Origin of the sequence: Peptostreptococcus stomatis DSM 17678, from assembly GCF_000147675.1 — a bacterium.
Lineage (GTDB): Bacteria > Bacillota > Clostridia > Peptostreptococcales > Peptostreptococcaceae > Peptostreptococcus > Peptostreptococcus stomatis.
This window is the reverse complement of the sequence record NZ_ADGQ01000018.1, coordinates 1-15,494: the sequence shown is the minus strand read 5'-3', so window position 1 is coordinate 15,494 and position 15,494 is coordinate 1. Positions and strand designations below refer to the sequence as shown.

Sequence of the window (15,494 nt, the reverse complement as noted above, 5' to 3'; positions counted from 1 at the left end):
ATATAATTTGTAAATAATAGAAACTTAATTATAGAAAAGGAGAACTGGATGACATTTAATAGAGATAGAAAAAACTTCAAGAAAATAATAATACTATCTGTATTTTCATTGATAATATCTAGTGGATCTTTATTCCAGACTAGTGCAGATGAGGTTGATTCACCAAGTGTAGAATACATTAATGGCAGTCAATACACCGGTATAGAATCGATTGATAGGACCCCAAATGAAAATAGTAGAGAAGTAGAAAATATAAGTATAAAGCCTTTTGAATTTACACCTACAAAGATAAGGTCTAATTCAAAGAGGGATGGGGCAAATGCTAGTAAGTTTGACCCAAGAGAAAAGGGTTATATGACAGGTATAAGAGACCAGGAAAATCTAGGAATATGCTGGACTTTTACAGGTAATGCAACCCTAGAAACCTTCTTAAAGTTAAAGGGCTATGGTGACTTTGACCTATCAGAAGAGCATATGAGATGGTGGGCCAAGGACAATGTATACGGTTGGAATATAGGAGATACTCAGGGATCTACGAATGAAACTTCAGTAGGTTATTTTACATCTTGGTTGGGACCTAAACTAGAAAAAGATATACCATACAATGGTAAGCTTACAAGAGAAAATGGTGCTAAGAAGCCGGCTAATTACGATTCGGCTCCCAAGTTACCATATAATGTAACTGGAGTAATAAGTGTAGCTGCAGACAAAACTTCTGTAAAAAATGCCATTATTAATTATGGGGCGGTAATGTCAGGCTACTATGATGATAAAAGATATATGAGTTCCGACTCAAACGCCTATTATTTAAATGAAAAATTAGGCCAGAACCATGCTATAACAATAGTTGGTTGGGATGACAACTATCCGGTTAATAAGTTTAATGGAGCAGCCAAGCCATCTTCTAAGGGGGCCTGGTTGGTAAAAAACAGCTGGGGTAACTACAACACAGAGCGTGGATATATGTGGATATCATATGAGGATAAGAATATCCTTTCATATACTGACAACTACTCTATCACGCAGGTTAAGCAAGATTCAGGTCAAAAGCTATACCAGCACGAGTATTCTATGACAGCTTCCCTGGCAGACAATACCATAACAACTGCCAATGTGTTTGAATTCGGTAAGCATGAAGCCCTACAGGGGGTTATGTTTGCGTCTGACAGTATTGGTGCCAAGTATGAAATATACCTAATACCAATAAATGGCAATGAAACTCTTAACTACAATAACAGGATACTACTAAAGTCTGGAACAGTTCCATATTCTGGATACATAACAGAGGATATAAGCAACTTCCCACTGGCAACAGGCAAGGGGGCTATAGCTGTTAGGATAGACAACAGGGCCAATAATAGGAAGTCTAAGATAGCTATGGAGATGAATGTAAATGGCTATGATATGTTTAAGGCTAAGGCCAATATAGGTCAGTCCTATGTATTAAGGGGTGGAACATTTATAGACCTTAACAAGATGTCAGGATATGCACCAGCCAACCTGGTAATAAAGGGGATTACAAAGTCCTACCAGGGTGGCAAGTCGCTAGCAGGCCAGGATAGGTATGATACTGCTGTAAAGGTTTCAAATGATGGCTGGACAAAGTCTGATACGGTCTTCTTAGTAAATGGTAAGGCCATAGCAGATGCCTTGACAGCTACACCATTGGCAAAATTAAAGTCTGCTCCTATCCTATTGACTGAAAAAGACAAATTAAATGACCTTACAAGTAAGGAAATGGATAGGTTAAAGGCTAAAAATATAGTAATTATAGGTGGTAAGGACTCCATATCAAAAGGCCTAGAGGATAAGTTAGTAGAATCTGGTAAACAGGTCCAGAGAATATCAGGAGATGATAGGAAGGACACAAGTAAGAAGATAGCTGAAGAAGTCCTTAAAATCAAGAAGGTAGACACTATTTCTCTAGTAAATGGATACAAGGGACTAGCAGATGCCATCAGTTTCTCGCCAGTTGCTGGAGAAAAAACTATACCTATAATATTGACAGATAATAAGGGATTGTACTCAATGCCTGAGGACCTAAAGGATACATCAAAAATCACTAAGTCATACATAATAGGTGGCCTTGAATCTGTGCCAAGAAGTGTAACAAGCAACCTATCATCACCAGAGAGGGTGAGTGGTATAAACAGGAGTGATACAAATGCTCAAATTATAGAAAAATTCTATCCATCTGACAAGTTAGACTATGTATTTGTATCAAAAAATGGCCAGAAGAATCCAGATGAACTGATAGATGGTTTGGCGGTTGGTGCCTATGCAGCCAAGGTGTCATCACCTATAGTTCTAGCCAATAGCAAGTTATCAGACAAGCAGGTTAAGGCCCTTGAAAATAAGAAGATATCTAATATTACCCAGGTTGGTTTGGGACCTAACAGTATGGCAGTTACTGAACTTTTAATCATGAAGGCCGGTATCCACACTGATATAGATACAAAAGGTACAAATAGTGATAACAGCCAGTTAGACAGTAGCAAGATAGACAGCCTAGAGGTTAATAGCAAAACAGTAAAAAACTTTGAACAAAAGGAAAATAACTAATAAAAAGAAATGTATGTGTTGGAGGAAGTCTAATGAAAATATACAATACTATGACTAGAAAAAAAGAGGAGTTTATACCCCTAGAAGAGGGCAAGGTAAAAATGTATGTCTGCGGTCCAACTGTATATAACTTTATCCACCTGGGAAATGCCAGGCCATTTACTGTATTTGATACACTTAGAAGGTATTTTGAATACAGGGGATATGAGGTTACATATATACAGAACTTTACTGATGTTGACGACAAGATAATCAAGAGGAGCCATGAGGAAGGTATATCTCCGGAAGAAGTGGCTGAAAAATATATAAAGGAATACTTTATAGACTGTGATGGCCTGGGTATAAAGAGAGCTACAGTCCATCCCCAGGTAACAGACAATATAGATAATATAATAGTATTTGTACAAGACCTAATAGACAAGGGATATGCCTATGAGGCAGGAGGAGATGTCCTATTCAGAACTAGGAAATTCAAAGAATACGGCAAGTTATCCCACCAGAATATAGAGGAGTTGGAACTAGGCGCTAGAATAGACGTTGATGACAAGAAGGAAGACCCACTAGACTTCGTTCTATGGAAGGCTAAAAAAGAAGGTGAACCAGGTTGGCAGTCACCATGGGGTGAAGGTAGACCGGGTTGGCATATAGAGTGTTCTGTAATGTCTAATAGGTATCTGGGTAACACTATAGATATCCATGCTGGTGGTCAGGACCTACAGTTTCCTCACCATGAAAATGAAATAGCCCAGAGTGAGTGTAGAAATGGCCACACATTTGCCAGATATTGGATGCACAACGGCTATATAAATGTTGATGGAGAAAAAATGTCCAAGTCTCTAGGCAATTTCTTTACAGTAAGGGATATATCAAATAAGTATGACCTGGGTTTGGTAAGATTTTTCCTACTTGCAACACAATACAGAAACCCAGTAAACTTCTCTGACACAGTACTAGAACAGGCTAAGGCAGGCCTGGAAAGACTTACAAATGCCAGGGATAATGCAGAATTTATCCTAGGAAACCTAGCTGATTCCAGCCTTAGGGATGAAGAAAAAGACATGGTAGCAGGCTTAGACAAGTATAGGGAAAGATTTATAGAAGCTATGGATGATGACCTAAATACGGCTGATGCAATCAGTGTTATCTTTGAGCTTGCCAAGTTTATGAACACAAATATATCAGACCAGTCATCAAAAGAATTTGTTCAGTTGAACCTTGACATTTTTAATGAGTTGACAGGTGTATTGAATATAGCTAACAAGTCTGTAGAGGAAGATGATAGCCTAAGCCAGAAGGTTGAAGACCTTATAGCCAAGAGGGCCCAGGCTAAGAAAGAAAAGAATTTTGCCCTAGCTGACCAGATTAGGGATGAATTAACAGCTATGGGAATAGCTATAGAGGATACAAGACAGGGTGTAAAATGGAAGAGAATATAGACCTTAGACCTAAGTTGAGCCAGGATGAGTTGGTGAGGATATCACCCCTTACCCTGGCCTACCTGGGTGATACAGTGTATGAATCCTATATAAGAGAATACCTAATCAAGAAAAATGTCTTCTTAAAGATTAATAATTTGCACAAGATGGCTATAATATATGTGAGGGCCAAATCCCAGGCCAAGGCCATCAAGGGTATAGAAGGTATCCTAAAAGAAGATGAACTAAGTGTATTTAAGAGGGCTAGAAACCACAAGAAAAACACCAGTGCAAAAAATGCTAGTATGATAGACTACAAGCATTCAACTGGTTTTGAAGCCGTGGTGGGCTACCTATACCTAAAAGGAGATAGGGACAGGTTGGACCATATAATTTCCCTTAGTATAGGAATAATAGAGTCAGACCTAGACAAGTCCCATAAAAACAATGAAAAATAGTAAGGTGGTGAACTTTTTGGCTATAATAGAGGGAAGAAACCCCATAATAGAGGCCCTAAAAAACAATAGGTCCATAGAAAAAATAATGGTAAACAAGGCTTCAAAAGAGGGGTCTATCAAGAAAATACTTGCCATGGCCAAGGAAAATAAGGTCATAATACAAGAGGTAGATAGACACAAGCTAGATGAGATGTCAGAGAGTCATGCCCACCAGGGTGTAATAGCTATAACTAGTGATTATAGGTATTACGACCTAGATGAGATATTAGAAATACCAAAAGAAAGGGGAGAGGACCCCTTCTTTATAATATTAGACGGGATCACAGACCCCCACAACCTTGGGTCTATAATCAGGACGGCTGATGCAGTAGGGGCCCATGCAGTCATAATACCTAAGAGGAGGAGTGTCCAGATAACACCTATAGTTGCCAAGGCATCTGCAGGTGCTGTAGAGTACCTACCCGTATGTAAGGTGACAAATATTGTAAATACTATCAAGACCCTAAAGGAAAACGGCCTATGGATAGCAGCTGTTGATATGGATGGACATACCTTCTACCAACAGAACCTTGGAGGTCCTCTTGGCCTTGTAGTAGGAAGTGAAGGAGAAGGGATATCCAGACTGGTAAAGCAGAATTGTGACTTTACAGTCAGCATGCCTATGTCAGGCAATGTTACATCCCTAAATGCCTCTGTAGCAGGTGGCATATTATTGTATGAAGTATATAGGCAGAGAAATGCAAGCAAGTAAATATATAAGCAAGACCTTTCTGGTAGTTGACGGATATAATATAATAAATGCCTGGCCTAGACTAAAAAGGGTATCTGATGAAGACCTGGAATTAGCCAGGGAAATGTTGGTAGCTATCATACATGAATACTCTAAAATAAAGGACTATGAGGCCCATGTGGTCTTTGATGCCTACAAGGTAAAGGGTAAGGAAGAAAAGTATGAGGACCACCATGGTGTAACTATAGTCTATACGAAGGAAAACCAGACCGCTGACACCTATATAGAAAAATTTATATCAGGTTTATCAAAATATGACCAGGTCTATGTTGCCACTAGTGACTATGCAGAGCAGCAGATAGTCCTAGGCAAGGGATGTTCCAGGGTACCAGCCAGGGAATTAATAGAAGAACTAGACCGTTACAAGGATTCCTTTAGGAAGGCCAACAAGTCCAGGTCAAACAGGTTCAACTCTATGAATAGGTTGGAAAATAAGATTGACAGCGACATATATGAGAAGCTGGAAAAGATAAGACGCAAGAAATTATAGATAAAAGGATGGTTTATAATGCTAGAGGTGAGTAAACAAGAAAAATTGAATAATAGTTTGGAAGCTAAAGACGAAATTGAAATCATCAATTTGGCGAAACTTGGTGACTCACAGGCTATAGAGTGTATAATCGACAGGTATAGTGTTCTGGTAAAGGCCAAGGCAAAGACCTACTTTTTGGTAGGGGCTGACAAGGAAGATATAATCCAGGAGGGCCTAATAGGACTATACAAGGCTATCAGAGACTATGATCAGAGTCATACCTGCTCATTTAAACACTTTGCAGATATATGTATAACCAGGCAGATAATAACAGCCATAAAGACTGCTACTAGACAAAAACATATACCCCTAAATTCATATATATCTCTAAATAAGCCGGTCTTTGAGGATGAATCAGAAAGAAGTCTCTTTGACATGATTACGAGCAATTTTGATTCAGATCCGGAGAAGATGACCATACTCAAGGAGGAGTATGAGTATATAGAGCAGAAGATGGCAGAGGTATTGAGCCCATTTGAAGAACAGGTTCTTGCCCAATACCTGGCAGGTAAGAGCTACAAGGAAATATCTGTTGACCTTAATAAGGGGGCCAAATCTATAGACAATGCTATACAGAGAATAAAAAAGAAGATAGAGAAGTTTATTGAAAGTAGTGAGCTTTCAGCCTTACCTTAGAGGCTTTTTTTATTTATATCTGTAAAAATTTTTATTAGTGGAGATTAGAAGAGGAGTTTTATATGCAGTTTGATGAAATTTTTTCTTTATTTGCAGAAAATAAGGTCAAGGGCTTTGAGGCCCAGGACCAGGCCAACGTTGACCTGGCAAAGCGCCTACATGAAGAACTTTGTGAATATGGCTTTGACTACCCACTGGCTATTTTTTCTACAATAGGCTATAGCTATGTAGAAAATGTCCAGATGAACGAGAGGATTGAAAAGTTCGGTAAGGGGACAGCCCAGTATATATGTGATGCTATACAGGAGTATGTGGGCTGGTTGTAGGTAGTTGGCAGGAACCTATTTACTAGCAGGCTAAATAAGTTATAATGATAAATATAGTTATAAAATTATAGGGAAGTATAAACCAAAACTTAATGTTTTTGAATACTGCCCTTATCTATTGATTCATATAAAGAGTTTAATGGAGAGAATGTAGAATTTCTATTTTTGTATTTTAAATGCCAGCATAATTGTATATGTATTGTTTTTTAAATTTTGTTCATCTGTACAATAACCATCCATATGCTGCATCATAAATTTTATATTATTTACACCTATTTTACTTCCCTTAATTTTAAAGACATTGTTTGATATAGTATTACTGATAAATACCTTGTATTCCATATTTTCATATATTGAATATATATAAACAGGTTTACTTTTATCTGCATATTTAATAATATTAGAAAAAATATTATTATTTATCCTAGCAAGGAAATCTGAAGATATTTTGATTTTTTCATCTATAAATATCAAATCATCAGCATTTACAATAAAATTTTCATATTCTAAAAGAGCGTATAACTCTGATAAATAATCTCCTAAAGAATGCTCTATTAATGAAATTTCAAAATTTCTAGGTATATTTTTACCACTAATAAAGAAGTATTCAAACATTTGATCTGATAGTGTGTGTAAATCATTCACTTTCTCTATAATTTTTTCAATAAATGGTGAAAGCTTAGTATCATCATTTGTCTTTCTAAGAATTTCAGCATAATTTAAAATACTTGTCATTGGTGTTCTAATATCATGTGCCATGCCTGTAATAAGTTTTTCCTGGGCTTGACGGAGTTCTTTTTCAGTCTTTTCCTTTTCAATAATATTGTTTTTCATTAAATTTAAAGTTTTAGCCAAATTAGATATCTCATTATTACCTATAACAGTAAATTCTTCATCTAAATCAGTTGATTTCATATTATCTACCTGATTACTTAACTCATTTATATAATTAATCTCTCTCTTTAACCTATTTGTAAAAATCAATAGGATTATAGAAAGCCAAATAATAAATATAAATACCAATATAATGGCTTTCAAATAGTCACTTATATCAGCTTCAATGTAAACATCAGCATATCCATCACTAAAACGCATAGTCTCTTTTTGGATATTATATTTTTTTACTAGGTCTAGTGATGTATCACTTAAGTTTTCAATAGCCTTTTTATCATACTTTTCATAGCTACTTAGGGCATAGTGAGAATAGTAGCACATTCTATCATTTTTAAAAATATATAGTAAAGAAATAGTATTTTTAGACCCCTTATTCCAATTTTGTAGTTTTTCATAGTCATTTGTACTTATACCATCTTTTTTAATAAACTTATCAAATTTATTGAATAAATGATGAGAATAATTACTTGAAATCTTATTAGATAAAAGATAATTATCATCTATATACTCATAAGAATAAAACAAAATTGTAGCAATGAAGGAGGAAATTAATATTCCCAAAACCAAAGTAGTGGTTAGCTGCTTTTTTAAAGGTTTAAATTTCATCTTGTTTTTCCTATTTTTAGGACTCCTTATCAGCATATTTTTTCCCAATTTTATATCCCTTTCCCCATACAGTGGCAATAATCTCAGGTTTTTTATTATCCAGTTCAATCTTAGCCCTTATATTTCTAATATGAACCATAACTGTGTTTGAAGATGAAGTAAAATAAGGTTCATTCCAAATGCTCTCATATATATTTTGGATAGAAAAAATCTTTTTAGGGTTAGAGGCTAGCAAAAGGAGTATTTGATATTCTAGATAAGTTAGATTAACAGCCTTATTTCTTATATAAACTTCATTATCATATTTGTTTATCTTTAAAGAAGACAGGCAGGTATACTCCTGTTTTGGTTCACCAACTTCATTTGCACCAGAATGGTTAGTTTTGTATTTTTGGTCATAATAATAATGTCTTCTGATAAGCGAATTTACCCTGGCAAAAAGCTCGGCATAAGAAAAGGGTTTTGTTAGGTAATCGTCTCCACCTGACATTAAACCAAGTAACTTATCAGACTCACTTGCTTTGGCTGTCAAGAATAATATGGGCACTATTGACTCTCTTCTTATTATTTCACACACTTCAAGGCCTGATATACCAGGCATCATAATATCCAATATTATTAGATTTATACTGTCATTAAATTTTTCAATACCAATATCACCATTACTTGCTTCTATAATCTCAAAATTTTCTGATTGAAGCAACATTTTTATGCTTGTTCTTATATCATCATCATCTTCAATGATAAGTATTTTATATTTGCTCATACAACCCCCAAATAAGTAAAGATACTATTTAAGTAGATTTTATCATATATTTTTATTGAAATGAATATTAATGGTAATATTAAGATTTATTAAGAAATGGTTGATGTAGTAGCATGATATAATAAATACAATCAAAGTTTTTTTAATATAAAAGATACTATTTGTAGCTTTAAATAAAGGAGTAACTTATGAAAATTAAAAAGAAATTAGCCGTAACATTGACACTGATGATGACATTGTCCATTATATCCACAAATAACTATGCCTTGGAAAATAACAAGGGCAATGAAACTAAAAAAGAACAAAAAGAAGAGATAGTAATAACAAAGGACAAGGATGACAAAAAACTGGAAGATACTTCTGATAAAACAAAAAAGAATCTTTCGGTTACAAGGATTTCAGGTAGCGATAGGTATGACACATCCTATAAAATCCAAGAATTTTTAACAAAGGATAAGTTTTCATACTATGCAGTTTTTGCAAGTGGTGAAGGTTTTTCAGATGCTTTATCAGCAGGTATATTAGCGGGAGAGTTTGAAGCCCCTCTTATATTGGTAAGAAAAGATAGTATTCCAAAAGTAATATCAGACAATTATAGTCGTATTCTTTTTGGAAGGAGTTATTTGGTAGGTGGTACTAATTCTGTAAGCAAAAAAGTAGAAGATGAAATTTATAAAAAAATATCTGTTACTATAAGATTAGCTGGAAAAAATAGGCTAGATACAGCCTTATCAATTTATGGACCAATCTTAGAGAAAAGAAAAGAGTTAGTATTAGGGGATGCATTTTCTTCTTACAATGGCTATGTATATGCTGACGCTCTTACAGCAATGCCATATATGTATCAATTAAACAAGCATGATAAGGGCCCTCTTCCCCTACTTCCTTATGCAGGAGAGGATGCAAGTATTGTTTTTGGTGGGTATAATTCGGTTCCTAAATTGGTTGGTGAAAGATTAAGAATATATGGAGCAGATAGGTATAAAACTGCTGTAGAAATTGCTAAGGCTTTTAAAAGTAAATTAAATAAAGATGTAGACACAATAGTGCTTGCTAGTGGTGAAGACTATCCTGATGCCCTTTGTGCAGGACCTCTAGCGTCAAGTAAAAATGCAGCCATCCTACTTACCAATTCAAAGACTTTAAACGAAGATACTAGGGAGTATATAAAGTCAAATACTAATATAAAGAACATCATCATTGTAGGTGGTGAAAGGTCTATATCAAGCTATGTAGAAAATGAGCTAAAAACACTTAGATAAATAAAAATTGAAAGGTGGTATTATTATGAAAAAAAATGACATTTTTTTATATGGAATTTATTTATTAATATGTATTTGCATAATAGTAATTCCATTTGATTTATCGGATAAAATAGATAATAATTTTATAACTATTATAATTAATGATATCATTAGTTTTGTAAAAATGTTGGTATTTTTAGTACTAATTAATATTGGTTTATTGTCTTTTATAATTTATAATAAAAAATTATAAAGTGTAAAATATAAATTTCAAACCGACATTGTTGCATAGCAAATAAGCCTAATGAATAGGCTTAAAAAAAATATTCCAACAATTATTGCCTTCAGAAACTCTGTAGGAAGGTGCATAATTTGTATCCCATATATACTATCTATAATTGTATCTCTTATAGCTGTTATGGGTATGACTGGCTGGAATGATTTGATTATGTATGTTCCACATATTATTATAATCATAGTTGCAATTGCAATAATAGTTAAGCAGATAAAACACAAACATCAAGTCAAAAGAAATTAGGGAATATACAACTTATATAAGATTAATCGTATGTATGATATTATACAACCGGTCTTTTTTGACAAGTTTAAAAATAGATGAATAATTTTATAGGATATCATATATAATATTATTGTAAATATAAAAATTGCTATTTGTAGCTTTAAATAAAGGAGTAGCTTATGAAAATTAAAAAGAAATTGGCCGTAACATTGACACTATTGTTGACACTATCAATTATATCTACAAACAACTATGCCTTGGAAAATAACAAGGGTAATGAAACTAAAAAAGAACAAAAAGAAGAGATAGTAATAAAAAAGGACAAGGATAACAAAAAACTGGAAGATACTTCTGACAAAATAAAAAACACTCTTTCAGTTACAAGGATTTCAGGGATTGATAGGTATGATACATCAGTAAAGATATCAGAATATATGAAGACTTACATGAAACCATATAAAAATATTGTTGTTGCCAGTGGAGAACTTTTTCCAGATGCTATTTCAGCAGGAATATTATCTTGTCATTTAGAATCACCTCTTTTGTTGGTAAAAAGAAATACCATTCCAGAAGTTGTTGAGAATAATATAAGGGAAATGAAAAATTTAAACTATACAGCTGTTGTAGGTGGAGAGAGTACTATAACAAGAAATGTTGAAAATAATTTATCTAAGTATTCAAAGAAGAAAATTAGAATAGCAGGGAAAGATAGGTATATAACCTCTCAATTATCTGAATCATCACTTGATACAATATTAAATGGATATCCAGGAACAGCCTCTGATGTTGTAGGTGTATATAATGGTAACAATTATTCAGATGCCCTAGCTGCAACACCATTTATGTATAATAATTATAGTAAGGGCGAAGATAAATTAGCATTGATAGCTATTAGGCCCAATGGAAATACTTCTGAAGTAGTACGAATGGTATTTGGTGGTGAAAATTCTGTAAATAAATACAAGGAAAAATACAGATTTGCAGGCCAGGATAGGTATAAGACAGCTGTAGAAATAGCTAAGGCATATAAAGACCTATTAAAGATGGATATAGACACAATAGTGCTTGCAAGTGGTGAAGACTATCCGGATGCCCTTTGTGCAGGACCTCTAGCGTCAAGTAAAAATGCTGCCATCCTACTTACCAATTCAAAGACTTTAAACGAAGATACTAGGGAGTATATAAAGGCCAATACTAATATAAAGAACATCATCATTGTAGGTGGGGAAAAGTCTATATCAAGCTCTGTAGAAGACGAGTTAAAAACACTTAAATAGGTAAACAGGAGGATATTATGAAAAAATTTGTTAAAATGAAATGTATAGCAAGCTTAGTTTTTATATTGAGTATTACTAGCCCTATATCATTTGCTGAAAATACAAAAACTTTAAATATTACAAGGATTTCAGGTAGTGATAGGTATGACACATCAATAAAGATATCTGAAGAAATTAATAATAATGGAATAATTTCAATAGCAAGTGGAGAACATTTTGCAGATGCATTATCTGCTGGTTGGTTAGCAACTCAATGTAAAGCACCACTTTTACTTGTAAAGAAAAATGAAGTTCCTAAAAATGTATACGATAGAATAGTCTTGCTAAAAGCTAATAAGACAGCCCTTGTTGGTGGAAATAATGTTATTTCGAATGATGTTGAAAAAACTATAGAAGCAATTACTAAAAAAATATACAGGATATCAGGTGAAGACAGGTATTTAACATCCCAATTAGCGGAGGCAGCAGTTTCACCAATCTTGTATGATGGATCACCAGCGATTGCATCGGATGTTGTAGCTGTATACAATGGGAATAATTTTCCCGATGCCCTAGCCGCAACACCTTTTTTAAAGAAGTTTAATACATCAAACATAGAGGGTTATGGACTTCCTCTAATATCAATTAAGCCTAATGGAAATACTGCTGAAGGAATACAAATGGTATTTGGTGGTGAAAACTCTGTAAACAAGTATAAGGAAAAATACAGGTTTGCGGGCCAGGATAGGTATAAGACAGCTGTAGAAATAGCTAAGGCATATAAAGACCTATTAAAGATGGATATAGACACAATAGTGCTTGCTAGTGGTGAAGACTATCCGGATGCCCTTTGTGCAGGACCTCTAGCATCAAGTAAAAATGCAGCCATCCTGCTTACCAATTCAAAGACTTTAAACGAAGATACTAGGGAGTATATAAAGTCAAATACTAATATAAAGAATATTATAATTGTAGGTGGGGAAAAGTCTATATCAAGCTCTGTAGAAGACGAGTTAAAAATGCTTAAATAAATAAAATAAAAATTTAAACCATAAATTGCAATAATAAGTTGAACATTGATAACTAAAAATCCATATCACGAAGCTGTCTGTCGATATATAAGGTCAAGCTCATCTTCGAAGACTTCATCCGGTGTACGATAATTTAGTATTTTACGTGGCAAGCTGTTACACCATATTTCTATGTCAGCAATATAGTCTACATCAAAGTCACTGATACGTTTACCTTTCGGTATAAATCTTCGTATAATACCATTATGACGTTCATTAGTTCCTTTTTCGCATGACGTATATGGATGTGTATAGAAAACAAGCGTCTCGGTCAATTCTTCGAGTTCAGATAACCTTGAAAACCCAGAGCTATTGTCTATCGTGATTGTCTTGAATACTTGATTGAAATGCTCGCTATATGTTTTTTGAAGAACATGAAAGGCTTCCATCACAAAGTCTGCATGACAATTCTTGATCGGAAGCATCCAGTATTCGCGGCTTTTACGTTCAACAAGGGTGAGAAGTACTTGGTCATTTCCGGATTTTTGTCCAACCACTAAATCTGCTTCCCAGTGCCCAAACTCTTGACGGTTTTCAACTTCTTTTGGACGTTCTTCAATACTGCGACCAAGCTTTTTCTTGTTTTTGCGAATGTGTTGAGCTTTGGTATTTCTTTTTAGTTTCTCTAGAAGATTATGGTTACGTGTACCCATTAGACCAAGGTCAACGTAACGATACAATGTTTTGGTGCATACAAGCTCACAACGGACAAATTCGCCACTTTGCAGAGCTCTTCCGACACAAGCATCCAGAGACCACTTATCCTCTCTGATATGTGAGTCTACATAGGCAAGGAAAGCTGCCTTTTCTAAGTTATCAAGGTGTCTGCCACAGGCAAGACGATTCTGCTGGTACTACCTTTGCCTTGTAACGCTTAACATTGCCTCTATACAAGGAGACAGTACCTCAGCGTATCTCATTACGAACAGTGTTTGGAGCACAGCCGATTTCTTTGGCGATTTTGTTAGCTGACCATCCATCTTTCAAGCGAATCTGAATCGAAACTCGTTCATCATAAGAAAGATGTTCCCTTTTTCGTGTTTAGTTGTGGTAGAATATACATGATCCATAGTGATAACTCCTTTGGTTGATTGTTGATTTGACACCTACATTCTACCACAGAAGTATCGCTATGGAGTTTTTATTTAATTGTTCAACTTGATTATACAATCAACCAATATAAAAAAATTCTAGGAGTGTGAAAAAAATGAACAAAAAAATTTCAAAAAAAATAACATGTGTTTTATTGGCATCTCTAATGTTATTTACAAGTACTTCATATGCTTTTGCATCGAACAAAAAAAATACTTTTACTAAGGTGAATTTAGAGTCTATAAAAAATATTGAATTAGATTCAAATACTATAGACTCTTTAAGTCGTAGCGAAATTTCAGACGCGGCTAAATCAATAGAAGCAAAAGAGTATAAAGAAGAGCTTATGAATGCTAAAGAGGAAAAAGTTTTTAATAGCATTGTGGAAGATGCTATTAGAAATACAAATGACGTAGAATTAACAGAAGAAGATATAGAAGCTGTAAAACTTTTGTTAAGAGATGACACAACTGTGATTAATAATGGAAATGAGTTAACATTATATTCTACCAGTGCAGCTAAAGCAAAAAAGAGACCGACAATAAGGATCAAAACAAGTTATGCTGCTGCCGTATTTAATACAATTATCTTTGCAGTTGCAGCTGCTGCAACTGGTGGAGCAGGATCTGCTGCAATGAATCTACTAATAAGAAAAATGGGAACTGCAGCAGCTAAAAATTATATAAAGAGAAGAGCTTTGGCGAAAATTAAGAACAAACTTATAGCATGGGGAATGTCACATACTGCAAAAGCGGTTGAAGGATATTTTTTTACTGCAATTTATAATTTACTTGATCCAGGAACTGGATTAGCTAATGCCTTAGATAGAAGAGATCCATGGGGCCAAAATGGTTATATCGAAATATAAAAAAATTTTGTATATTTTAGCATTATTTATATATATTATATCATTAATAACATTTTATACTAACATAAATAAGTATCTATCATTATTGTTAGTATTCATTTTATTGGCAATATCAATATATATATATAGTTGTGTTCAAATAAAGAAAATAAGCAAGAAAAAAAATATAGTTATTTTCTTTTCTTCACTTATAATTATGTTTTTAATATTAAATATATTTGATGCGAAATTCTTTTCTGGAAGAATAGATAATTTTTTATTTTTCATAGATGTTGTTATACCATTGAAATTGTATGCCATCAAATAATAGCTTAATAGTTGTAAATTTAAAAAAATACTACATCCTATTTAAAATATAATAAGTCTAACTACTGCAAGATATAGACAATATTCAATAATATTAATATTGATATAATTGAGTTGTAACTAACGATAGGTTGTTTGGTAAATAGCAAGAAC

At 34.0% G+C, this 15,494-nt stretch carries 13 protein-coding genes and 1 pseudogene; 11 read left to right on the top strand and 3 right to left on the bottom strand.

Annotated features, from left to right (window positions below; all coding sequences use genetic code 11):
* The first annotated feature begins 48 nt into the window (after positions 1-48).
* The 7 genes from HMPREF0634_RS01670 to HMPREF0634_RS01640 all read left to right on the top strand — a co-directional run bounded on the left by HMPREF0634_RS01670 (position 49) and on the right by HMPREF0634_RS01640 (position 6,719).
* Complete coding sequence (locus tag HMPREF0634_RS01670) at positions 49-2,562, top strand: cell wall-binding repeat-containing protein (RefSeq protein WP_007788460.1); 2,514 nt, start codon at positions 49-51, stop codon at positions 2,560-2,562.
* Between the two features lie 32 nt (positions 2,563-2,594).
* Positions 2,595-3,998 (top strand): cysteine--tRNA ligase, encoded by a 1,404-nt coding sequence (gene cysS / locus HMPREF0634_RS01665; RefSeq protein WP_007788399.1) that lies wholly within the window; start codon positions 2,595-2,597, stop codon positions 3,996-3,998.
* Positions 3,983-4,435 (top strand): Mini-ribonuclease 3, encoded by a 453-nt coding sequence (locus tag HMPREF0634_RS01660; protein WP_007788452.1) that lies wholly within the window; start codon positions 3,983-3,985, stop codon positions 4,433-4,435. Before cysS ends, HMPREF0634_RS01660 begins: the two co-directional genes overlap by 16 nt.
* A 16-nt stretch (positions 4,436-4,451) precedes the next feature.
* Positions 4,452-5,186 carry a 23S rRNA (guanosine(2251)-2'-O)-methyltransferase RlmB gene (rlmB, locus tag HMPREF0634_RS01655; RefSeq protein WP_007788447.1) on the top strand — a complete coding sequence of 245 codons (735 nt, stop codon included), beginning with the start codon at positions 4,452-4,454 and terminating at the stop codon, positions 5,184-5,186.
* The gene (locus tag HMPREF0634_RS01650; RefSeq protein WP_040565615.1) at positions 5,152-5,715 is read left to right on the top strand and encodes an NYN domain-containing protein; all 564 of its coding nucleotides are present in this window, start codon (positions 5,152-5,154) and stop codon (positions 5,713-5,715) included. Before rlmB ends, HMPREF0634_RS01650 begins: the two co-directional genes overlap by 35 nt.
* A gap of 18 nt (positions 5,716-5,733) precedes the next feature.
* Positions 5,734-6,393 (top strand): RNA polymerase sporulation sigma factor SigH, encoded by a 660-nt coding sequence (sigH, locus tag HMPREF0634_RS01645; RefSeq protein WP_007788408.1) that lies wholly within the window; start codon positions 5,734-5,736, stop codon positions 6,391-6,393.
* 62 nt (positions 6,394-6,455) lie between these two features.
* Entirely contained in the window at positions 6,456-6,719 is a 264-nt protein-coding gene (locus HMPREF0634_RS01640; RefSeq protein ID WP_007788430.1) for a TipAS antibiotic-recognition domain-containing protein, read from the top strand.
* Positions 6,720-6,878: 159 nt separating this feature from the next.
* On the opposite strand, the gene HMPREF0634_RS01635 is transcribed toward HMPREF0634_RS01640, so the two are convergent.
* The gene (locus HMPREF0634_RS01635) at positions 6,879-8,219 is read right to left on the bottom strand and encodes an ATP-binding protein (protein WP_165480181.1); all 1,341 of its coding nucleotides are present in this window, start codon (positions 8,217-8,219) and stop codon (positions 6,879-6,881) included.
* 16 nt (positions 8,220-8,235) lie between these two features.
* Positions 8,236-8,985, bottom strand: a complete 750-nt coding sequence (locus HMPREF0634_RS01630) for a response regulator transcription factor (RefSeq protein ID WP_007788469.1) — start codon at positions 8,983-8,985, stop codon at positions 8,236-8,238.
* 188 nt (positions 8,986-9,173) lie between these two features.
* On the opposite strand from HMPREF0634_RS01630, the gene HMPREF0634_RS01625 reads away from it, so the two are divergent.
* From HMPREF0634_RS01625 to HMPREF0634_RS01610, 3 genes are all read left to right on the top strand, one after another.
* A complete protein-coding gene (locus HMPREF0634_RS01625; RefSeq protein WP_007788444.1) occupies positions 9,174-10,247 on the top strand; it encodes a cell wall-binding repeat-containing protein in 1,074 nt (357 codons plus the stop codon).
* Between the two features lie 681 nt (positions 10,248-10,928).
* A complete protein-coding gene (locus tag HMPREF0634_RS01615) occupies positions 10,929-12,026 on the top strand; it encodes a cell wall-binding repeat-containing protein (protein WP_007788474.1) in 1,098 nt (365 codons plus the stop codon).
* 17 nt (positions 12,027-12,043) lie between these two features.
* Positions 12,044-13,036 (top strand): cell wall-binding repeat-containing protein, encoded by a 993-nt coding sequence (locus tag HMPREF0634_RS01610; protein WP_007788396.1) that lies wholly within the window; start codon positions 12,044-12,046, stop codon positions 13,034-13,036.
* Positions 13,037-13,101: 65 nt separating this feature from the next.
* Here HMPREF0634_RS01610 and HMPREF0634_RS01605 read toward each other — a convergent pair.
* Positions 13,102-14,145, bottom strand: a pseudogene (locus HMPREF0634_RS01605) (IS30 family transposase).
* A 137-nt stretch (positions 14,146-14,282) separates the two neighbouring features.
* Here HMPREF0634_RS01605 and HMPREF0634_RS01600 point away from each other — a divergent pair.
* Positions 14,283-15,035, top strand: coding sequence for a hypothetical protein (locus HMPREF0634_RS01600; RefSeq protein ID WP_040565612.1), 753 nt, complete (start codon positions 14,283-14,285; stop codon positions 15,033-15,035).
* Positions 15,036-15,494 lie beyond the last annotated feature (459 nt).